Origin of the sequence: Streptomyces sp. GQFP (genome assembly GCF_021545335.1) — a bacterium.
Lineage (GTDB): Bacteria > Actinomycetota > Actinomycetes > Streptomycetales > Streptomycetaceae > Streptomyces.
The window spans coordinates 7,276,000-7,297,166 of sequence record NZ_CP089312.1 but is presented as its reverse complement, the minus strand read 5'-3'; the positions used below and the strand labels follow the sequence as shown (position 1 = coordinate 7,297,166).

Annotated in this window: 21 protein-coding genes and 1 pseudogene; 15 read left to right on the top strand and 7 right to left on the bottom strand. The window is 70.5% G+C overall.

The features are described 5' to 3' along the window. Window positions 1–157 precede the first annotated feature (157 nt). Entirely contained in the window at window positions 158–1,033 is an 876-nt protein-coding gene (locus tag LUX31_RS33035) for a helix-turn-helix domain-containing protein (RefSeq protein WP_235478969.1), read from the bottom strand. 901 nt (window positions 1,034–1,934) lie between these two features. On the opposite strand from LUX31_RS33035, the gene LUX31_RS33030 reads away from it, so the two are divergent. The 10 genes from LUX31_RS33030 (at window position 1,935) to LUX31_RS32985 (ending at window position 10,281) form a co-directional block, all read left to right on the top strand. Next, window positions 1,935–2,819, top strand: a complete 885-nt coding sequence (locus LUX31_RS33030) for a helix-turn-helix domain-containing protein (RefSeq protein ID WP_235478968.1) — start codon at window positions 1,935–1,937, stop codon at window positions 2,817–2,819. 2 nt (window positions 2,820–2,821) lie between these two features. Then, complete coding sequence (locus tag LUX31_RS33025) at window positions 2,822–3,529, top strand: zinc finger domain-containing protein (protein ID WP_235478967.1); 708 nt, start codon at window positions 2,822–2,824, stop codon at window positions 3,527–3,529. Window positions 3,530–3,690: 161 nt separating this feature from the next. Continuing rightward, window positions 3,691–4,332: a WhiB family transcriptional regulator gene (locus LUX31_RS33020; RefSeq protein WP_235478966.1), complete on the top strand. Its 642-nt coding sequence runs from the start codon at window positions 3,691–3,693 to the stop codon at window positions 4,330–4,332. Next, window positions 4,329–6,113: a hypothetical protein gene (locus LUX31_RS33015; protein WP_235478965.1), complete on the top strand. Its 1,785-nt coding sequence runs from the start codon at window positions 4,329–4,331 to the stop codon at window positions 6,111–6,113. Before LUX31_RS33020 ends, LUX31_RS33015 begins: the two co-directional genes overlap by 4 nt. Then, a complete protein-coding gene (locus tag LUX31_RS33010) occupies window positions 6,110–6,301 on the top strand; it encodes a hypothetical protein (RefSeq protein WP_055493674.1) in 192 nt (63 codons plus the stop codon). The genes LUX31_RS33015 and LUX31_RS33010 overlap by 4 nt, the downstream gene beginning before the upstream one ends. A gap of 87 nt (window positions 6,302–6,388) precedes the next feature. Beyond that, entirely contained in the window at window positions 6,389–6,625 is a 237-nt protein-coding gene (locus tag LUX31_RS33005) for a hypothetical protein (RefSeq protein ID WP_235478964.1), read from the top strand. After that, complete coding sequence (locus tag LUX31_RS33000; protein WP_235478963.1) at window positions 6,622–7,248, top strand: plasmid mobilization protein; 627 nt, start codon at window positions 6,622–6,624, stop codon at window positions 7,246–7,248. Before LUX31_RS33005 ends, LUX31_RS33000 begins: the two co-directional genes overlap by 4 nt. Next, window positions 7,245–8,966: a relaxase/mobilization nuclease domain-containing protein gene (locus tag LUX31_RS32995; protein WP_235478962.1), complete on the top strand. Its 1,722-nt coding sequence runs from the start codon at window positions 7,245–7,247 to the stop codon at window positions 8,964–8,966. Before LUX31_RS33000 ends, LUX31_RS32995 begins: the two co-directional genes overlap by 4 nt. 53 nt (window positions 8,967–9,019) lie before the next feature. Beyond that, entirely contained in the window at window positions 9,020–9,496 is a 477-nt protein-coding gene (locus LUX31_RS32990; RefSeq protein WP_235478961.1) for a hypothetical protein, read from the top strand. 80 nt (window positions 9,497–9,576) lie between these two features. Next, entirely contained in the window at window positions 9,577–10,281 is a 705-nt protein-coding gene (locus LUX31_RS32985) for a hypothetical protein (RefSeq protein WP_235478960.1), read from the top strand. 97 nt (window positions 10,282–10,378) lie between these two features. Here LUX31_RS32985 and LUX31_RS32980 read toward each other — a convergent pair whose 3' ends face one another. The 5 genes from LUX31_RS32980 to LUX31_RS32960 form a co-directional block, all read right to left on the bottom strand. After that, window positions 10,379–10,984 (bottom strand): hypothetical protein, encoded by a 606-nt coding sequence (locus LUX31_RS32980; protein ID WP_235478959.1) that lies wholly within the window; start codon window positions 10,982–10,984, stop codon window positions 10,379–10,381. 232 nt (window positions 10,985–11,216) lie between these two features. Then, window positions 11,217–12,038 (bottom strand): DUF317 domain-containing protein, encoded by an 822-nt coding sequence (locus tag LUX31_RS32975; protein WP_235478958.1) that lies wholly within the window; start codon window positions 12,036–12,038, stop codon window positions 11,217–11,219. 15 nt (window positions 12,039–12,053) lie between these two features. Further along, window positions 12,054–12,344, bottom strand: coding sequence for a hypothetical protein (locus tag LUX31_RS32970; RefSeq protein ID WP_235478957.1), 291 nt, complete (start codon window positions 12,342–12,344; stop codon window positions 12,054–12,056). A 68-nt stretch (window positions 12,345–12,412) separates the two neighbouring features. Then, window positions 12,413–12,766 (bottom strand): DUF317 domain-containing protein, encoded by a 354-nt coding sequence (locus LUX31_RS32965; protein ID WP_235478956.1) that lies wholly within the window; start codon window positions 12,764–12,766, stop codon window positions 12,413–12,415. Window positions 12,767–13,090: 324 nt separating this feature from the next. Continuing rightward, window positions 13,091–13,837 (bottom strand): hypothetical protein, encoded by a 747-nt coding sequence (locus LUX31_RS32960; protein ID WP_235478955.1) that lies wholly within the window; start codon window positions 13,835–13,837, stop codon window positions 13,091–13,093. A gap of 244 nt (window positions 13,838–14,081) precedes the next feature. On the opposite strand from LUX31_RS32960, the gene LUX31_RS32955 reads away from it, so the two are divergent. From LUX31_RS32955 to dnaE, 4 genes and pseudogenes are all read left to right on the top strand, one after another. After that, the gene (locus LUX31_RS32955; RefSeq protein ID WP_235478954.1) at window positions 14,082–14,738 is read left to right on the top strand and encodes a hypothetical protein; all 657 of its coding nucleotides are present in this window, start codon (window positions 14,082–14,084) and stop codon (window positions 14,736–14,738) included. Next, window positions 14,704–14,964, top strand: a pseudogene (locus tag LUX31_RS32950) (Y-family DNA polymerase); the annotation flags it as partial. The gene LUX31_RS32955 and the pseudogene LUX31_RS32950, both read left to right, overlap by 35 nt. A 122-nt stretch (window positions 14,965–15,086) precedes the next feature. Next, window positions 15,087–16,265 (top strand): DNA polymerase Y family protein, encoded by a 1,179-nt coding sequence (locus LUX31_RS32945; protein WP_235480211.1) that lies wholly within the window; start codon window positions 15,087–15,089, stop codon window positions 16,263–16,265. After that, window positions 16,258–18,558, top strand: coding sequence for a DNA polymerase III subunit alpha (gene dnaE, locus LUX31_RS32940; protein WP_235478953.1), 2,301 nt, complete (start codon window positions 16,258–16,260; stop codon window positions 18,556–18,558). Before LUX31_RS32945 ends, dnaE begins: the two co-directional genes overlap by 8 nt. Here the strand turns inward: dnaE and LUX31_RS32935 are convergent. Then, window positions 18,547–19,635 (bottom strand): IS630 family transposase, encoded by a 1,089-nt coding sequence (locus LUX31_RS32935; RefSeq protein WP_235478952.1) that lies wholly within the window; start codon window positions 19,633–19,635, stop codon window positions 18,547–18,549. The two genes, dnaE and LUX31_RS32935, sit on opposite strands and share 12 nt — an antisense overlap. A gap of 69 nt (window positions 19,636–19,704) precedes the next feature. Between LUX31_RS32935 and LUX31_RS32930 the strand changes: the two genes are divergently transcribed. Further along, window positions 19,705–20,538, top strand: coding sequence for a helix-hairpin-helix domain-containing protein (locus tag LUX31_RS32930; protein ID WP_235478951.1), 834 nt, complete (start codon window positions 19,705–19,707; stop codon window positions 20,536–20,538). The last annotated feature ends 629 nt before the right edge of the window (window positions 20,539–21,167 follow it).

Sequence of the window (21,167 nt, the reverse complement as noted above, 5' to 3'; positions counted from 1 at the left end):
GGGTGCGGCTGCTTGTTCGGCGGCGGTGGCCTCGGCCAGGGCCTTCGCCCGGGTGAGCTCGTTCCTCGCGCGGATCTCCTCCCGCTTCTTCTCCTTAAGCCCGCAGAGCGAAAATGCCTCAGACATCCAAGCCCACGAGGATTACTCGCCGACGGCGTCACTCCCCATCCTGCGCCTCTGGCAGCTTGTGCTTCAGCTCTCCGACGAGCTCGTTGATGTGGGCCATCATCTCGGCGGACAGACCCCTGCTGCTGCCACGGGCAGCCAGGCCAAGGATCTGCCCTCGGTGAATCGAGCCGAGGAAGCGGAGTCCCTCCAGGAATTCGCGGGCCGCAGGGTCGACCTCGGCATCGTCCTCGAAGAGGGCCGCGTCGACCTGGAGGGCCTGGGCCAGGCCAGCACGCACCACATCAGAAGCCTCGGTTGTGGCACCCGCGCGAAGGGCGGCGATGCCGTCGGCGGTGACGGCCGCCACGCCCGCATACTCATTGACGATCCGCGCAATTTCCTCATCAGAGGGCGCTTCCTGACCAACGTACCCGTGCTGCAGGAGATAGTTGATCTTCTCCCCGACCGTGCGAGGTGCGGACGCCCGCTCGTCACGCGAGCCCCGGGGGCGAAGCCCGAACGAGCAGTCCTGGGCGGCCAGCAATTCCTCCTTGGTCACCCCGTACGCCTGTGCAAGCGGCTGCACGTAAGCATCACTGAGCCGGCGCCGGCCGGATTCCGCGTTGCTCACCGGCACGCGGCTCGCGTCGATGATCGCAGCGGCCTGCGCCACGCTGAGGCCGGCGTCGCAGCGCAGGAGCTGCAGGTCCGGCGGACCGTCGTGGGGGAAAAGGACATCAAGCGGCTGACCGAGCGCCGCTGCAATCGCGGGGAGCTTCTCGCCCTTGGGGAAGTCCTGGCCGCTCTCCCATCGCGCGACTGTGGGGGCGCTGACGCCCACCATCTCGGCCAATTCCTTCTGATGGAGGTCCTTGCCACGCCGGACAGCACGTATGCGGCTGCCGTCGAACTGACGTGGGGACACATGAACTCCTGCAGGGTGGCGATCGGGCTGGTGGGGGCGTCCTCTAGAGCAACTGTAGCCCAGGCTTGATACATTTACGCAACTGGCGTACGTTCCCGTATCGCACCTGCTGGCCGGCTCCAGCTCTCTACGGTGCGAGCCTCCGGAAGGACCCTCCATGCATATTGCGTCGCCGTCGCCGCCTGCGCAACGCGCCACCGGATTCGGTACCCAGCCGTTGCCGACGACGAGACTACGGATTCGGCCCCACCCTCATCAACGGCCGCACCCTGTCGGGGCCGCGCGGGGATAGCCCCGCGCCGCAACCCCACCCACAGGGGTGCTGCCTGATGACTCGCAACCGTCCAGTCCAGCGCCGAACGCCTGGCAGAGTGGAATAAAAGGGGCCAATTTCCCAAAGGGTCTATATGGCGGCACGAGTCGGCACTTCCGGGCCAGCGCAAAAGTGAGGCTCCCCGTCGCTCTCTGCAACTAGTACAGGGATTAAGAACCAACTCTGGATCTTGACACGGGTCCGTGCGTATGTTCGTCGTCCCCCAGGCACCCCGCCGCCCGGGCCCACGAGCGTGAGGAGCACGGCAGGTACCGACCAGAGCTGTAGGTCCGCATACAGCGGCGGCGCCCGGGAGCGCTAACTCCCGGACGCCGAACGCTCAACGGCAACTCGCCCCGGCAAGGGCGGAGATTGCCCACCTTCACCACGCTGATCCCTTCCACGGGGCGCGTCAGCGTGGCAACACTGCAAAGGGGATTCTTACATGCCTCCTGCCCTGCGCAAAAGGCCCAACCGCATGGCCTGCGCGGCAGCCACCTCCGCCTCGGCGCCTCAGCGCCCCGAACCGGAGCACACCATCCCGGCCCCGGTGCGCCGTCGGCCCCGCCTGCTCACCGGGAGCGGCCGATGAGCAGCGAAGCCCGCGAGTGGGTGTGGGAGCACAGCACCAGCCGGGGGACCGCGCGTCTGGTCCTGCTGTCGATTGCCGACCGGGTGGCCGACGAGCAGTACGTCTCCTGGGCCTCGCTGTCGAGCCTGGCCAAGCGCACGCGCGCTTCCGTCTCCACGGTGCGCGAAGCCATCGACCGCCTGGTCCACGCCGGTGAGCTGGAGCAACTCGACGACCTCACCGGCCCGCAGCGCAGCACCGTCTACCGCCTACCCCTCGCCGCCGAGGCCGCGGTGCAGACCGCCGAGGACGAGGAAGCCGACCAGGCGCCGGAGGAGGGGCCCGAGGCCGCCCCAGCGCTCCGGATCTCGGCCCTGCGGCGGTACGGAATCCGCCCCCGTGAGGTGCCGGAATCACCCGCGAGGGCCCGGAAACCGGCAGTACCGGAAACCGGCAGGTCCCGACGGAAACCGGCACGTCGACGTACCGGAAACCGGCACAGCGATGTACCGGAAACCGGCACACAGAACCGTAGTGAACCGGATTTGAACCGTAGGTACAGCAGTGGTGCTGCCGTCACCTCGGCTGCCGAGTGGCAGGTCGACCCAGCCACCCACACCTGGGCCCGCCAGCAGGGACACCTCGACCGCCTCGGCGAGCAGGGCCTGCAGACGGCCGACGCGAAGTGGCGTGCCCACCGCGCCGGCTTCGAGCCGAGGCCGGCGGAAGCCTGGGCTGCCGACTGGCGCTCCTGGATCGCCCGAGAGCACGCCCCCAGCCGCCCGAACCTCTACGCCGGGCCCGGCAAGAGCTCCTCCGCGCCGAGCGGCATGACGCGGACCGAGGCCCACACCGCTGCCCTTCTCGCCGCCCTCGACGAGCCGACCGGAACGGAGGTCTGACCGTGGACCGCCGCGAAACCGCCGCCCTGCTGGCCTACCTCGGCCGACTCGACCCCCGCACCATCCGCACTGACCAGGGCGAAGCCCGCGACCAGCTCGCCCAGTGGCACGAGCTGCTCGGCGACGTGCCGATGGCCACCCCGTACGGCTGGGACGCCCGCGTGGCCGCCCGCCAGCACATCCGCACTTCGCCGTACCAGATCCTGCCCGCGGACGTGGTCCGGCCCTGGGAGAGCTACCGGCGCGACCGTCTGGCCCGGCACTCCGACCCGACACCGTCCGCCGATCCGGACGACCAAGTCGCCTGGACCGCCGAGCTGGTCGGCATGCGCCGCGCCGTCGCCGCCGGCCTCGCGGAGCCCGCACAGGCACGGGCGATCACCAGCGGTCGGGAGGGGACCGACCCGGAGCTGGAGACGATGCTGGAGCGGGTCGGCTCCTGCATCCCGCCCGCTGCCCGAGCCGCCCTCGCGCCCTACCGGCCCGGCCGGGCAGCCCGTGAAATGGCCATCGCTCTAGGAGAGCCCGACGCCCTGAGCGTGCGCTGCGAATGGTGCAAGGCCCAGCCCGGTGAGCCCTGTCGGCGCCGCCGGATCGGCCCCGACGACGGGGTACGCGGAACTGCCCCGCGTGCCACCCCGCACCCCGGCCGCATCGACCTCGCCGCCGCCCAGCAGGACCAGCAGGCTCAACAGCCCGCCATGGCCTGACCAGCGCATCCGGCGCGTACATCCCGTCCGCTGCACCGCCTCCCAACATCACCGTCCCGCCCCGGCTGCGGCGCACGCCCGCGCACCGCAGCCGGCACCCGACGCAGCGCCCGCCGAGCACCGCCCCGGTCGGCCGCCGCGGCAGCACATCGGAGATCGCCTTGCGCCACATCACCACCCACGACGCGCCGGCCACCGGCCTGCGCGGCATCGGAGACACCAGCTGGCACACCCGCGGAGCGTGCCACGGCATGGACGTCGAGGACGCCGACGCCGTCTTCTTCCCCGGGCCCCGGGACCACGAGGACATCGCGGAGGCGAAGGAGCTGTGCGGCTGGTGCCCGGTACGCCGTGAGTGCCTCGACTTCGCCCTGGAGAACGTCCTCAAGGAAGGCGTCTGGGGCGGCCTCACCGAAGCCGAGCGGCGCCCTCTGCACGACGGCCTGCCCAAGCGTCTCGACTACCGGCGCGTGACGGCCTTCTTCCAGGGACGTGACGTACACCTGACCGAGGTCGAGCGGCAGGTCGTCATCGACCATGCCTACGTACGCGGCTGGCGGCCCGGCAGGCTCGCCGCCGCCCTGCAGATCAGCCACAAGCACGCCCGAGACCTGCTCCGTCAGGCCGCCAACAAGGTCTTCGACCGCGACCGCACCTACGGCGTGCCGCGGCCCAAGAAGAAGCGGAAGACGACCAATCCGGCAGCAGGCAGCCCCGCGCCCGCCGCACCTGGCACACAGCAGCCGGTAGCCCGCCCGGCGGCGTCGACTCCGGCGCCCGCTTCTCTCGGAAAGGCCGCATGATCCACCCCGTCCTCACCCTCAGCGCCGCTCCGGACCTCCCTCTCCTCCTCGACGCCGGCGTGCCCGCTGCCCTCGTGCTGGTGCTGGCCGCCTGGACGATCCGGCGCCGGGGTACGCGCACGCAGAAACGTCTCGGCGGTCCGGCGGTCAAGGTCGCTGCCCTTGCTGCCCTCGGCTGCACCGCCTACAGCGCCGACACCTCGTGGCGCTTCGCGGCCGACTTCCTCGATATGGCCGGCACCGCCGAGCGGGCCGGGATGTTCGCCGCAGCCGAGCTGGCGCTCTTCGCGACCGCGCTGATGGCACGCCAGAACCTGGCCACTCAGGGCGCCCCCGGCATGCCGGGCACCCTGGTCTGGGTGATCACCGGAGTGCAGGTGATTCCCGCCTATGCCGAGAGCGGTCCTGTCGGCGGCACCGTCCGGGCCTTCGTCGGGCCAGTCATGGCGGCGATGCTGTGGCACCTCGCGATGGGGATCGAGCTGCGCCTGCGCACCCCGGGCGCCGCCTCCCACGGGCTGATCGCCGTCCTGGGCCGGGAGGCACGCGAGCGGCTCCTGTCCCGCCTCGGCATCGCCGCGCGAGACCGCGACGCCGCGCAGATCACCCGGGATCGGGCGACCACCCGCGCGGTCGCCCTCGCCGCCCGCCTCGCCGAACGCACACCCGCGCAGCAGCGGAGCCGACGCGGCCGTCGGCTCACGCGGCGCCTGTCGAAGGCGGTCGGCAGGGCCTCGGTCGGCACCGACCCCCTCCAGCGCGCGCAGCTGCTCGACCAGCTCGCCGCCCGTCGGCACGCCCTCGCGCTCGCTACGATCCCGCTGCCCTCGCCCTGGTCCCCGGTACAGAGCACCGCAACGGCAGCCACGGTCCCCTCGCAGTCAGCCTCGAAGGCGCCGGTCCCCGTAGCCGGTCCCCACGGTCCCGACGAGTCGGACGGGGGCACGGGACCGAGCGCCCCGAGGGGACCGGGGACCGAGTTTGCGGACTCGAAGGCGTCGGCAGGCGCGGGGACCGAAGGCGAGGAGGCGGGGACCGGGGTGGGGACCGAGGTCCCAGAAGCAGGCGCGGTCCCGGGGACCGGTCCCGCCAATCCGGAAACCTCGGAGGGGGACGCCCGAGGCGTGGGGACTGAGCGCCTGACGCGAGAAGTGCCTGCTCAGGGCCCTGATTCACGTCGGGGACCGAGCGCCGCCGAGTCGGGGACCGAGCCCACCGGGGACCGGGGACCGACCGACACGGGGACCGAGCCCACCGGGGACCGGGGACCGACCGACACGGGGACCGAGCCCACCGGGGACCGGGGACCGACCGACACGGGGACCGAGCCCACCGGGGACCGGGGACCGACCGACACGGGGACCGAGCCCACCGGGGACCGGGGACCGACCGACACGGGGACCGAGCCCACCGGGGACCGGGGACCGACCGACACGGGGACCGAGCCCACCGGGGACCGGGGACACAAGGTCCCCCTCCGGCGGAAGACGACCGCGAAGACCAGGACGAAGAACAAGGGGAAGCGCGGCCGGTCCCGCACCCCGCAGACACAGCGCCCGCCACGCGAGCCGGAGCAGTCGGTGGACCAGCTCGTCCTGCAGGTCCGCCCCCACGTCCCCGCCCTGCTCGAACGGGACGGCAACGAGTCCGTCACCCGGGTCCAGCTGCGGGAGATCCTCCGCCGCGAGGGCCTGAAGGGCGGCCGGAACGACCGGCTGAGCCTCGTCCTCCAGGAACTGCGGAGCGACGGCACCACCAAGACAAGGAGCACCGCCCGATGAAGACCTGCCACCAGTTCGACACCGTCCGCGCGGAGTACGAGCGGGAGATCGGCTTCATGCTCGCCCACTCCAAGCGGCACGAGGGCAGGCCGGCGGCGAAGTCCAGCGCAAAGCAAGCTGCCTCGACGAAGCAGCGGATGGCCCGAGCGCTCAACAGCCACGTCGGGCGCTGCCCCGAGTGCGGCTGAACCGGCCAAACCCCAGCTCAACACCCCTACCCGCAACGGGTGACCCGGCTCCGTGCCGGGCCACCGCCCCGCTCCAGGAGACACGCCATGATTCCGCTTCCCTCTCGTTCATCCGAGCCCAACGCCGCCGAGGCCGGCGCCTGGGCGGACGTCCTGGTCCGCCGGCGACTCCTGCACACTGCCGTCTTCACGCCGAACCGCCAGTGGCTCGTCCAGGACCGGCCCGACGGACCTGTCCGCGTCCTCTTGGGACCGGCCGACGTCGTCGCGCTGGCGGCGACCATCCAGCACCGCACCCGAACCATGAGGCCCGAAACCCGATGACGAACCCCGCCCAGAACGGCACCACCCCGGAACCTGATCCCGACTCCAACTCGGTCTCAGGGCGAGCAAGTTGGGGCGGAAGCGTAGCTTCCGCCAACCCCGCCCCCGAGGGGGACGGGGAGGACCTGCACCGGGGGGCGCAGGTCCGGGAGGCTTCGACCGGGGGCGGATCGAAGCCGGGCAAGGAGGAGAAGCCGACCGAGCGCCGCAGCCGCCGTGAGCGTGCTGACCGCGCTCGTCAGCGTCCGCGTCAGCCGCGCGCCACGAAGCGCCTGCACCAGCCCAACACGCGTTTCAACGAGGAAGAGTTCGCGCTGATCAAGTCCGCCGCCGCCCGGTGCAACCTGTCCGTCGCCGGGTTCCTCGCCCGCGCCGCGCTCGCCACAGCCCGTGACCTCGACCGCACGAGCGCCGAGATCGCCGACGAACGCGAAGTGATCACCGCGCTGTTCGACAGCCGCCGCAAGCTCGGCTGGGCCGGCAGCAACCTCAACCAGGCCGTGAAGGCCCTCAACTCCGGTGCGGAAGCACCCCAGCTGGAAGCGGCGATCGCCGCGGTCCGCCGTGCCGCCGAGAGCGTCCGCGATGCCTCCGCCCGCCTGATCGAACAGCGTGCCGCGTGATCCCCAGCGTCAACGACACCGGATCGAAGACCTTCGGTCTCCTCAAATACCTCTACGACACAGGCAAGTACGAGGACCACACCGACCCCCACCTCGTCGCCTCCTTCGACGGCATGGCCCCCGATCCCGGCCGCGACCCGAACGCCGCCCTCGAAGACCTCCAGCAGCTCCTGGACCAGCCCGTGATGGCACTGCCGAAGCACGCCCGTCCCGCTAAGCACGTCTGGCACACCTCCGTCCGCGCGACGGCGGACGACCGGATCCTGTCCGACGAGGAATGGGGCGAGATCGCCCGGCGGATCGTGGCCGCCACCGGCATCGACCCCGGCGACGGGCAGCCCGGCTGCCGCTGGGCCGCCGTACGCCACGCCGACGACCACATCCACATCGTCGCCACCCTGGTCTGCGAGGACGGCTCCCGGCCCGACGACTTCCGCTCCGGCAAACGCGCCCAGGCCGAGTGCCGCCTCATCGAGAAGGAACTCGGCCTCCACCAGGTCGCCCCTGGTGACGGCACCGCCGCCCAGCGGCCCACCAGCGCCGAACGCCACAAGGCCGAGCGCCAGGGCCGCGAGCGCACCGCCCGGGAGGAACTGCGCGAGAGCGTACGGCGGGCGGTGGCCGGCGCGACGGGCGAGGAAGAGTTCTTCGACCGGCTGGCCGCCGCCGGCCTGCTGATCCGCAAGCGGTTCGCCCCCTCCGGGGACCTGCTCGGCTACAAGGTCGCGCTGCCCGACGACCGCAACAAGGACGGCGAACCCGTCTTCTACCCCGGCGCGCGCCTCGCACCCGACCTGTCACTGCCCCGGATCCGGGAACGCTGGTCCGCCGACCGCCCCGACCAGGACGCCGTACCCACCGGTCCGAAGGACCGTACGGCGCCGGGCGGACCGTCGGCGGCCCGCCGTCGTACGGCCGCAGCGGCATGGCAGGCCGTACTCGTCATCGAGTATGACGACGACGCGGTCGCCGCCGCCCACATCGCCTCCGCCGGCGAGGTCCTGGACGCCCTGGCCAAGACGTCCGCCGCCCACACCCGAGCCGAACTGCGCGAGGCCGCCTTCATCTTCGAGCGTGCCTCCCGTTCCCACGTCCGGGCCGAGCGCGGCCACGACCAGGCGCTGCGCGAGGCCGCCCGCGACCTCGTCCGCAGTGGCCCCGCCCTCGGCCGGGGCGAGGACGGCGCCACGACCGCGATGGCCATCGACATGCTGTTCTTCCTCATCACCGCCACCGCCCACTGGCACGCGAAGAAGGGCCACTCCCAGCAGGCCGCCGCCGCCCGAAAGGCCGCCGAACACCTGCGCGCCGCCTACCAGTTGGCCGCTGCCCAGCCACTCGGCGCCCTCTACCAACGCGGCCGGCACCTCGGGCGCCCCCTCCTCCAGCGGCAGACGACGGTCCTGCGCGAAGCACTGCCGGAGCTGGCGGAGCAGATCCTCGCCGAGCCCGGCTGGTACGCGCTCGCCGCCACCCTCACCGACGCCGAAACCGCCGGCCACGATCCCGCCACTCTCCTGGCCGACGCCGCCGCACGGCGGGAACTGGGCACGGCCGAGTCCGTCAGCGACGTCCTGGTCTGGCGCCTGCGCCGGGCTGCGGGCCTGCCCGCCGACACCAGCACCATGGGCAGCGGCGCCTCTCAGCCGGACGAGTCGGGACGCCGTACGGGGCAGCAGGCGTCACGGGGGTCCGGGTCCCGGCGCGGACGGAGGTGACTGTGGAATGTGTGAATTGAAGCAGGCGAGGACGTGGGGCACGATCATGACGCGTGCTGGACGAGACGAAGGAGAACACCAGATTGTTTGAGCGGATACGCCGCCGTCGCGGAGCGGACACCGAGCAGATGCGCCGCGTGCACGATCAGATGTGGGCGGGGCTGGAGAGCTGGGTGCCGCCCGAGGCGGAACGGATCCGGGCCGCGATCTCAGCAGAGGAGACGGCCGCGGTGGTGGACGACTTCCTTCCCCCGGACCTGCGGGTGGCGAGCCACGATCAGCTGGACGGGCGGATGATGCCCTGGACCCAGCCGCTCGTCATCGACGGCGAGATGGCCACGTGCGCGACCTGCGGGGCATACCGGGACTGGCTCGTCCTCTCGACCCGCGACGAGATCTGGCTGCGCTGCCGAGCCGGCCACCAGCAGCACGAGACGCGCCTCGACACCGCCTGGTACAACCGGCACGCCGCGCCAGCGGACGCGACGCACGCCACATTCGAGGACTGCCTGCGCCACCTCGGGCACTGACCCCCCCACCCCTACAACCCCACCGGGCCCGCGGGCCCGTACTGACCAACCGTCGCCCAGCACCAAGGGGTCAGTTCCGCATGCGCGTTCGCGTCACCACCACCGCCCTCGGCCTCGTCGCCGCCACCGCCCTCGGCCTGTACGCCTGCTCCAACGACACCAGCGAGCCGAAGCCCACCGCCCCGTCCTCCGCCCGCGCCAAGACATCGTCGGACGACAGCACGGCGTCCGAGACGCCGCTGTCGTCGGCGGCGCTGGCCGCACGCCTGCTGAGCGAGCAGGATCTCGGCAGCGGCTACACCCCCAAGCCGCAAAGCGCCTCCGCCCAGCACGACGACGTGACCGTCCTGAGCTGCCCCGCCCTGAACGACCTGGGCAGCGACGCGGTCACCGGAGGATCGCTCGACTTCCCCCACCGGGCGAAGGCCGCCTTCGTCTACGCTGGCAGCAGCAACTCGGAGGTCACCGAGGAGCTGTACAGCGACGCCCCCGGCAAGTTGTCGGTCGGCACCGCCCAGATCTTCGACACCATGGCCGCCTGCCTCTCGTACCAGGTCCTCGTCGGCGGCACCGCGGTCGACGTGACCACGCAGGCGGTGACCGCCCCTCGCCTCGGTCAGGAGCGATGGAGTCAGCTCCTGACGTTCTCCACCGGCGCAGGGGACACCGTGGTGAAGCAGACCGCGATCCGCGAGGGCAGCCTGCTGCTGGTCGTCTCCGGCTCACCGGCCCTCGTCGACCGACACCTCGATCAGGCTCTCGCCAAGGCCACAGCGGCCCGCTGACGTACCCGTACGAAGGGGCGCCGACCACCGCATGGTGGTCGGCGCCCCTTCGTACGGGTGGTCACGGCGGATGCAGTGGGCCATGTCCGCGCTGTCATCAGCCGCGCAACGAACCGCGCTGCGCCTCGTAGGTCCAGCCGCGCGGAACAGGGTCTCCTTCATCGAGGCGCAGGGCCTCGTAGGCATCGCAGACGAGGCGAAAGGCGGCCTCCTCGGCCACCTCAAGGTCGACGCGGTACGGCCCGGCCACGTATACCGGCCGACGCGTATCGCCCTCGCGTTCCCATTCCAGTCGGTGGTTGAACGCCTCGGACAACTCGTCGTCCGGAACACGGTCTTTGGTCCTTGATACCTGCGGCTGTTGCAGGTTGCCGATTCCCATGGCGTATTCGTCAAAGTGCTCGATCACGTCCCGCGCGCTCTCGCCTCCAGGAACGGCACGGTCGAATGCGGCGAGTGCCTCGCTGAGCAACTCCCGGGCTGCTTCTGTCTTTAGGTGTTTGCGGGTCATCTCAACCCCGCGGAGAACATGCCGTAGCGCCATGACCGTGTACGGGGCATCGATGAGCGCACGATCGCAGTCGCCCTCGTTGAGCATCCGGTGCAGGTCGAGCGCCACCTTCCGGTGGGCCATCCAGGCAGACGAATGCCCGATATTGGCCCCGTGCCCGGTCGGCCGCCACGCCTCGGTGGTCTCGCTCATTTCCTGAACTCCCTTACCAGTTCCTGCAGAACAGATCAGATTACGGTGTCTATCGATTCCAGCGGGCGGATTTTCTCTTGGCGCGTCAGGCGCAGCCGTCCGGCACCTTGAGGCGGGTAAGCACGGTGCCCGGTCACCCCCTTCGCGGGGTGACCGGGCACCGTGGGTTTCGGCCGCGCGGAAGACGGTCGAGCACTTGTATCTCGGGATTTCTTCAATCGGTTTCCGGAAGTCAGGTGGCCGGGGCACGCAGGAGCCGGTCTCGGGTGCTCTCGGGCAGCACTCGGCGCAGGACTGGGGCCGTGGAGCTGAGGGAGGCGGCGAACGTGGCGACGAGGTCGTGCGGCACGCTGCCGCTGAACGACGCCGCCCACAGGCACGGAGCACCGAGCGTCGGCTCGGCCCACGCTTGCCATCCGGCCGGGCCCGCCTCGTCTCCTGCGGTATCCAGGGCGCGCGGGTCGGCGTCCTGGATGAGCGGCGGTACCTCGCCGAGGGTGAGGTGCGAGGTGAACGTCGGGTCCATCGCGCCGGCATTGGGCTGGTCGATGTCGCGGAGCCAGCCCTGTGCCGTGACGGTGTCGAGGACGAGCTCGGGCGCGGCGAACTGCTCGGCGGGCTGCTCGCGGGCGTCGAGTGCGAAGAGGAAGTCGACGATGACCTCCCCGGGGACGTCGGGGGTGAAGTAGGCGGACCACTGGGCGAGCGGGCTGGCAGTGTCCGCTCGGGCGGACACGTGCCAGGCGATCGGCAGCTCCCCGAGGTAGAACGGCTCGTCCGCGAGGACCCACTGGGCCCAGCGCAGGGTGTCGGGGCTGAGGTGCAGGACGGTGGAGCGCAGGACCTGGCGGTCCTCCGGTTCCTCGTCCGGCTCCCGTCGTCCGCGCAGGATCGTCAGGCTGGTCCAGCCGAGGTCGGCGAGCGTATCGGCGACGGCGTCGTAGAGCCGTGCGTCGTCACCCGCCAGGTGACGGGGACCGACCCAGTACGCGCCCTGGGCCTTGTTCGGGGTGGATGGGTCGAGCGGGAAGTCGGGGTTCAGGGGCGCCTCCAACGGCTGGTGGGGGATCTACTGTCCGCCGGCGGTGCGGCGGGGACGGCGCGGGGGCGCCTGGACGGGTCCCTGCCAGGCCAGCAGGACGGCGACCTCGGGCGGCAGATGGCCGAGCTGGGTGTCCGCGTCCCGACCCTCCGCGAGATAGACGACCGCTCGTCCGGTCGCGTCCGTGGCCGGGACCACTTGTTCCAGGCGGTGCGCCATGGGGACGAAGGGGTTGATCGCCAGGTGCACCGGAGTGCTGGGGTCGCAGGCGGACAGTTGGTCGATGAGTTCGCCGACGGTCATCTCGGAACGGGGCACGGGCAGCCTCCTTGGGCGGCGGAGCACGGGTGAGGGATGCGGGCCCTGGAACGACAGGGGTGTCGACGTCATGCGCGCCGAGAGGTCTCCAGGATGCGTGACACGGCTGCGGCGACGACGGCTGCTGGCGTCTCCACGTCGAACGAGACGCTGTACCCAGGGACCTTCGCCGTACCGGTGACGGCGATCTTCCACCCATCCCCATGAGTACCGGGGCGGCCGAGTGGAAACCATCCGAGGTAGAAGCGACCGTCGGCCGAATTGACGTGCACGTCTGCCCGGTCGTCCACGACCAGGTGGAAGTCCTCGGCGGTGAACTGGTCCATGACGATGGTGGGCTCGCCGGGACCAAGCTGCCACTCACGCAGCCGCAGGGCCTCGACGGTGGTGGAGAATCCGGGGCTCAAAGGAGCCACGGTCACGGGCAATCACCTTCCTGACCTGGGCTTTTACCGGAAGGTGATCTACGTTGACATGCCTGTGCACGCCTTGGCCAGTCTTTCTCGCGTCTTTCCTGTCTGCCCCCGGCGAACTACTGTCCTTGGACAGCGAACCCAGTCGTCGACTCCACGCTGACCTGCGGCGACTAATTTGATTGGCAAGGCAGTTGGTAGGACGCCCCCTGCTCGCCAACGCCGTGACCTGCGACGACTGTGTTGGATGGCAAGGAACTCCGCGGACTGGGTTCGATGTCGACGGACAACTACGGTCAGCGAGCCTTCGTTAGGCGAAACGCCCCTTCCCGCTCACTCCTGCGACGGCGCGGACGTCGTACTCCTCCACGAGGCACCAAGTTCCACAAGCCGCCCCCGGAGCACACCTCGCTGCTCCTCCAGGTCCTGCGAGCTGGGCGAGAGGAGATAGATGTTGTCGCGGTACAGGCGGAACCCGATGGCTTCCCACCCTTGGGCGATCTTGGTGTTCACGCGGTCCCACTCGGAGCGGTCGGTCAGACGACGAGCGCTGAGGTCCGTGATGCCGGGCGAGCACGCGATGGCCCGGCAGCCGGTCATGAGCCGGTGGACCGCCTCGATGGCGAGTGCAGCGGCCAGGCCGTGTCCGCGCCACTGTGGCTCAAGGGTGACCCGGTCCATGACGAGCAGGGCGGAGCCGACGTACTCCAGCCTCTCGCTGACCTCGCTGGTGAACGAGCCGGTCTCGGGATCGAGGAGGACCTGGGCGGTCTCGTACAGGTCCTCGGACTCCTCTTCCATGGCCCAGTAGGCGTTGCGGCCACGGTCGAGGTGCACCCGGTAGAAGGTCATCTCCCCGACGATGAGGTCCTCCGTCGTGCACGACGGGCAGCCCGCGGTGGGGCAGGCGCTGCCCGCCACCAGGCTTTGAGTGCCGTCATGTGTACGTCGGCGGTGCAGGACGGCGACGGTCCACCGCTCCAGCGTGTCGGCCTGCGGGGTATCCCACAGTTCGTCGTCGAAGGAGATCCGTAGGCGGAGCTCGGTGGGATCGCCGGGCAGCGAGGAGGACTCGATCACTGCGGCAGCGTAGCGAGGCACGCGCGGCTCGCCCGCCCCTCCGCGAAACCACGGGAGCTGCCGGCGGCCGGCATACGCCACGCGACTTCGGACTCGGGGAGGCGAACGGGCGTACGCGGCATGGCCGTTCGCAACCGCCGCTCCTCTCGCGGGGGCCGTCACCCGCAGCCGGGCGCGCGGCTCGTGCGAGTGGTGGGGCGTGCACCCGCTTGCATTTCTCGCCCAAGGAATCGAACATGTGTTCATGCGCGTCGTTTCGCCTGGTGAGCGAGGGACTCCGGAGGCGACCGGAGCCAACTCCGGCACCCTGTCCAGTCTGCTCCCGGGCGGGGTGCTGCCCCGCGGTGCGGTGGTGAGCGCTGGCGGCGACCTGCCCCTACTGATCGCGCTGGCCGCGGAGGCCGCTGTCGACGGCGGCGCCTGGGCAGCGGTCGGCCTGCCGCAGCTCGGTGGGCTCGCGGCAGCGGATGCTGGTCTGGACCTGGCGTGCGGGCTGGCCGTCCCCGAGCCGGGAGGGCGTTGGCCCGAGGTGCTGGCGACGGTCTGTGAGGCGGCGCCGGTGGTCCTGCTCGGCCCGGTGGGGCAGGTGGCGTCGCGTACGAGCCGTCGCATCGCGGCCCGCCTACGGCGCTCCAGGACGACGCTGCTGACCTGGCAGGACTGGCCGGAGGCACAGCTGCGGCTGCGGGTGACCGAGGCCCGATGGGACGGGCTCGGGGACGGCTTCGGTCTGCTGGCCGGCCGACGCGCCCGTCTGGTGGTGGCTGGCCGGGGTGCGGCGACGCAGCCGCGGCAGGCCGAGGTGTGGCTGCCGGGGCCGGACGGCTCGGTGCAGTTGATCTCCGCGCCCGCCGCCGACGGCGCGAATGTGGTGCCACTGCGGCCCGTCACCGCGGGGTGAGCTGGCGTTGCGTGCACTGGCGATCTGGATGATGGACTGGCCCGTGGTGGCCGCGGGCGCGGATCACGACCGGCCCGTGGCGATCATCGCGCGGGAGCGGGTATTGGCTTGTTCGAGGGAGGCTCGCCGGCAGGGCGTACAGCGCGGGATGCGGGTACGCCAGGCATCCGGACGCTGTCCGCAGCTGCGGCTGCTCGACCGGGACCTTGAGGCGGAGGTGCGGGCGTTCGAGCCGGTGCTGCGTCTGCTGGAGAAGCGCGTCGCTCCGCACATGGAAGTCCTGCGGCCCGGCCTGATTGCCGTGCCAGCTCGCGGACCCGCCGCTATTTCGGCGGCGAGCAGGCCCTGGTGGAGCACATCACCACCGTGCTCACCGGAGCCGGGGTCGAATCACGTACCGGGGCGGCGGACACCGTGTTCGCCGCTGCCCTGGCGGTGCGGGCCGGGAAGGTCGGGGAGCTGGTGCCGGCCGGGCGGACCGCGGAGTTTCTGGCCCCGTATCCGGTGGGGGTGCTGGGCCGCCCGCGGCTGTCTCAGCTGCTGCCCCGCCTGGGCATCACCACCTTGGGGGCGTTCGCGGCACTGCCGAGTGAGCGGGTGCTGGCCCGGTTCGGACACGACGGCGCCGCAGCACAACGCACCGCCCGCGGCCTGGAGGCCCGGCCGCTCAACACGTCCGGGGCGGACAGTGACTACAGCGTGACCGAGACGTTCGAGCCGCCCGAGGACCGTCTCGAACCGGTCACGTTCCTCGCCAAGGCCCTCGCCGAACAGCTACACGTCCACCTTGCGGGGGCCGGGGCGGTGTGCGCCCGGCTGCAGGTCGAAATGGGCCTGGCGAGCGGGCTGCGCCTGTCACGGCTGTGGCGGCACGAGGGCCGGCTGTCGGCGCTGGCGGTGGCCGAACGGGTGCGCTGGCAGGTCGCCGCCTGGGCCGAGACCGGGCAGCTCAACTCCGCCGCGGCGGGGATCACCACCCTGCGGCTGGTCCCGGAGGGACTGTCGGCGGCGACCGGGCGGCAGTCGTTGTTGTTCGGGCCGCGGATCGCGCCGGAGGAACTGGAGCACGCCGCGGGGCAGCTGCAGGCGATGCTCGGACATCGCGCGGTGGTACGTCAGGAACTCGCCGGAGGCCGCGGTCCGGGCGAGCGGATCGTGGACATCCCCTACGGCGATACACGCGCACGTCCGTCGGTGGAGGGGACGTGGCCGGGGCGGCTGCCGGCCCCGCACCCGGCCGTCGTCTATCGCACCCCGCGCCCTGCCCAGGTGATCGGGGCAGATGGCGGCTCGGTCGGGGTGAACGGACGCACTCTGCTCACCCAGGCCCCCACCGCGCTGTCCGTCGACGGGGCCGCGCCGGTGGCGGTGACCGGGTGGACCGGACCGTGGCCGGTGCTGGAGGACTGGTGGATTCCCGCCCGGGCCCGCCGCCTGGCGCGTCTTCAGGTCGCCTGCGCGGACGGCCGTGCCTGGCTGCTGCACATCCAAGGCGGCCGGTGGGCGGTGGAGGCGCTCTATGGCTGACCCCCGCAGGAGGGTGCTGCACTTCCCCGGCACGCGCGCCGCGCCGACGCCCCTGGGCGGAGGCTGGGCGGAGTTGCACGTGCACTCCGCCGGCTCGTTCCTCTTCGGCGCCAACCACGTCGAGGAACTGGTCGCCGAGGCCGTCCGCCTCGGTATCGAGGCCCTGGCGATCACCGACACCAACGGGCTGTACGGCGCGAGACGTCTGGCGGAGGCCGCGGGCGAGTACGGCATCGGCACCGTCTACGGCGCCGAACTCACCCTGGACCAGGGGCTGGGGTCGATCGTGGTGATCGCGCGCAGCCTGCTGGGTTTCACCCGGCTGTCCGCGGCGATCAGCGCCGGGCAGCTGGCCGGCGCCAAGAACGCCCCCGTCTACGACCTCGACGCGCTGTCGGCTGCCGCGCACGAGGGCCAGTGGGCGATCCTCACCGGCTGCCCCGCTGTCGGCGAGGCCGCGTACGACACCGACGCCATCCACACGCGGATGGACCGGCTGGTGGACCTCTTCGGCCGAACCCACCTGCACGCCGAGCTCGTCGATCACCGGCTGCCAGAGGACGGTCCGCGCAACGCCGCCGTAAACGCGGCGGCGTTGCGCTGGCGACTGCCGGTGGTGGCCACGAACGCGGTCCGCTACGCGGCCCCACGCTCCGCGCGGCTGGCGGCGGCGCTGACCGCGCTGCACCGCCGCGAGAACCTCGACACCGCGATCGGGGAGTTGCCGCCGGCTCCGACGGCGCATCTGCGCACCGCCGAGGAGATGCGCATCCTCATGGCCCGCTACCCGCAGGCCATCGCCTCCGCCGTCGACCTCGCCCGCAGCAGCGTCATCGACCTGAGCAGACTGCGCCCCCAGCTGCCCGACTTCGAGGTGCCCGCCGGGCACACCCCCGACAGCTATCTGCGCCACCTCGCCGAGGAAGGCTGCGCCCGCCGGTACGGGCCGCGCACCGACCCGGCAGCCGGGACGGCGTTCAAACAGCTCGACTACGAACTGTCCGTGATCACCGACATGGGCATGCAGGGCTACTTCTTGATCTGCTGGGACATCACGCGGTACGCGGCCGAGCAGGGGATCTGGTGCCAGGGGCGCGGCAGCGCCGCCTCCTCGGTGGTCTGCTACGCGCTGGGCATCACCTCCGTCGACGCACTCAGACACGGCCTGCTCTTTGAAAGATTTCTGCACGTCGAAAAGACCGACCCGGACATCGATATCGATTTCGAGAACGACCGCCGGGAGGAGGTGATCCAGTACCTGTATGCCAAATACGGCCGCTCGCACTGCGCGCAGGTGGCGAACCTCATCACCTACCAACCCCGCCTGAGTGTGCGGGATTCAGCACGCGCCCTCGGCTATCCCATCGCACGGATCAATGAGATGACCCGCCACATTCACCACGAGCCACCAGGGCCCGAGGCTGACATCCCCGACGACGTGCGCTCCCTCGCGGGACAACTGCATACTTTGCCGCGACATTTGGGCATCCATGTCGGAGGGATGGTACTGACCCGCCAGCCCATCGGGGAAATCATGCCTGTTGAATGGGCCACCCGAGAAGGGCGCTCGGTACTGCAAGGCGACAAAGACGATGTGGCCGCCGCCCACCTCCTGAAAATCGATATCCTGGGTCTGGGCATGCTGGCCGCATTGCACACCGCATGCGACCTCATCGCCGAACACCACGGAATCAGCCTGGACATGGCCTCGATCCCGCAAGACGACCCGGACGTGTACGCCATGATTGCCGCAGGTCAGACCATAGGCGTCTTCCAGGCAGAGTCACGAGCGCAGGTCTCGACCCTGCCGCAGCTCCAGCCCCGCTGTTTCGAGGACCTCGCAGTAGCGGCCTCAATCATCAGACCGGGCCCCATTCAGGCCGGATCAAAACATCCATATTTGCGACGACGAGCCGGCCTTGAACCCGTCACCTATCCGCATCCACTCGCCGAAGCAGCGCTTTCCAAAACGCTCGGGGTCGCTCTGTGGCAAGAGCAGGCCATGGCCCTGGCCATCGACTGCGCGGGTTTCACCCCAAGTGAGGCAGACCGCCTCCGTAAGGCGATGGCCGCCAAGCACTCTCCCGAAAAGGTGGCGCAGCTGCGCGGACGGCTATTTGCCGGGATGGCCGCAAAGGGAATCGACCAGGCCGCCTCAGAGCGCATTGTGGGCATGATAGAGGCGTTTTCCGATTATGGATTCCCGCAGTCGCACGCCCAGTCGATGGCGGGCATCATTTATGCCAGCGCCTGGGTGAAGTACCATTTCCCGCACGCCATGCTAGTGTCCTGAGTCGTTAATTCGTGTGCAGTATGCGGCTAGGGTGTCGAGTATGTCGTCGGCGGTCTTCGTCCAGACGAACGGCTTGGGGTTCTTGTTCCACTCGTTGATCCAGCCGCGGATGTCCCGTTCGAGTTCGACGACGCTGCGGTGTGTCGAGCGGCGGAGTTTGCGGGAGGTCAGCTCGGCGAACCAGCGTTCGACGAGGTTGAGCCAGGATGCCGAGGTGGGGGTGAAGTGCAGGTGGAAGCGGGGGTGTCGCAGCAGCCACTTCTTGACCGGCTCGGTCTTGTGGGTGGCGTAGTTGTCCAGGACCAGGTGGAGTTCGAGGTCCTTGGGGACCGCGGCGTCGATGACCTTCAGGAAGCGGAGGAACTCCTGGTGGCGGTGGCGGCGGTAGTGCTGGGCGATGACCGACCCGGAGGCGATGTCCAGGGCGGCGAACAGGCTGGTCGTGCCGTGCCGGACGTAGTCATGGGTCATCCTCGCCGGCGCGGTCGGCGCCATCGGCAGCACGGGCTGGGTCCGGTCCAGGGCCTGTATCTGCGACTTCTCGTCCACTGCCAGGACCAGGGCGTTCTCCGGCGGGGTGAGGTAGATGCCGACCACGTCGCGGACCTTGGTCACGAACTGCGGGTCGGTCGACAGCTTCCAGGTCTCAACGATGTGCGGCTTGAGGCCGAACGCCCGCCAGATCCGCGAGACGGCTGACTGCGACATCCCCGCGGCCCCGGCCATCGAACGCGTCGACCAGTGCGAATCACCCGTCGGTGGCGCCTGGTCCAGCGTCCTTGCGACCAGGGCCTCGACCTGCTCATCCGTGATCCTTCGCGGGGCCCCCGAACGCGGCCGGTCCACCAGACCCTCCAACCGGTCCGCGGCAAACCGGGCCCGCCACTTGCGTACCGTCTCCCGCGAGATGCCCAGATCCTGCGCGACCTGCGCGTTCGGCCGGCCCTCCGCGCACGCCAGCACGATCCCCGACCGCAACACCAGTGCCTGAGACGCCGTCTGCTTGCGCAACCAGCCCCGCAACACCCTGCGTTCATGGTCGGACAGTTCCAGCGACAGCGGTTTCGGACCAGGCATCACCCCACCCTACAGCCGCCCGCGAACTTACGACTCAGGACACTAGCGGGGATTATGGCGCATCTCCCGATGGGTTTCTACGACTCCCAGACCCTCATTCAGGATGCCAAGCAGCACGGCATCGAAGTCCGGGGCGTCGGCCTTCAGTGCTCCGGTGTGCACGCCACGCTGGAGCCTCACGCCGATCGTCCGGAGCGGCGGCCGGCGATCCGCCGCGGACTGACCTCCGTGACCGGCATCAGCGAGGGGATCGCCGAGCGGATCCTGACCGCACGCGGCACCGTCGCCTTCCGCTCGGTGGCCGACGTCGCCCGACGCACGCGGCTGTCGGCGAGGCTGATGGAACAGCTGGCCACCGCGGGGGCGTTCGACGGCCTCGGCGTGGACCGGCGCACCGCCCTGTGGTCGGCCGGCGCCTACACCGGCGAGATCCAGGGTGTCCTTCCCGGGTTGGACGACTTGGCGCCCGCGCCGGAGTTGCCGGTCATGACCGCGGCCGAGGTCACCGCCGCCGACCTCGACGCCTCCGGTGCCAGCTCCACCACCCACCCCGCGCAGCACCTCCGCTCCCTGTTGGCGACGCATGGGGCGCAGCCCGCGCGCGAGGCCCGTGACCTGGCCGACCAGACCCGGGTGCGGGTCGGCGGACTGGCCAAGTACATCCAAAGACCCCCGACCGCCAGGGGAGTTGCGTTCGGCGCTCTGGAAGATGAGACCGGCATGATCAACCTGGTCTTCTCTCCCCCGGTCTGGGAACGTACGCGAGAGGTGGTCCTCAGCGCCCCTGCGGTGCTGCTGGAGGGACACATCGAGCGCGATCGCGGCTCGGTCAACATGATCGTGCACCGCGCGCGTGCCCTGGCGGGCCCTACTCGCGCCCATCAGCCGGGGCGATTCAGGTGACGATCCGCGGGAAGCGGAGGTTCACCTTCTGTGCCCGCCAGCGGATCTGCGTGACATCCTATGAGTTCTCCCGAGCCAGATCGGCGCGCTGGCACTGGGTGCGCAGACCTATCTCCCGCCGATATCGTCGTCGCAGAACCGACGACGGGGGACACATGCGTAGCAAATGGGGATGGGCTGCATTCGCAGCCGTAGTTGTCGGTCAGCTCGTCGTAAACGCACGGCCGCGTGCCGCTTCCGAGGCAGACGAGGCGGTCATCCGCAGATTTCGCGACGACCCAGGCAGCTTCGGCACCCACTGGAACACCGGCTCAGGCGGGTACCGGTCGTGCGGCCACAATGCGTGCAGCAAGAAGGCAAGGGATTTCATCACGAGTCATGACTGCTGCGGTCGGTGCCGGATCGCGAACCACCGGGACTGCGGGGGCACAGCGATGCGCGACTACGACGGGCCGGGCAGTTTCTACCACGGCTTCCACGACGGGATCATGGCGCCTGGCGTGTGCACCGTCTGTGGTGAACCGCAGGAAGCGCACTGACCCGAAGCGTTCCGACTCCAGCGGATGTCGCACCCATTGACGGCCGCTTACTAAGCGATCGCTGCCGACGACACTTTGGTCGCCTATCGG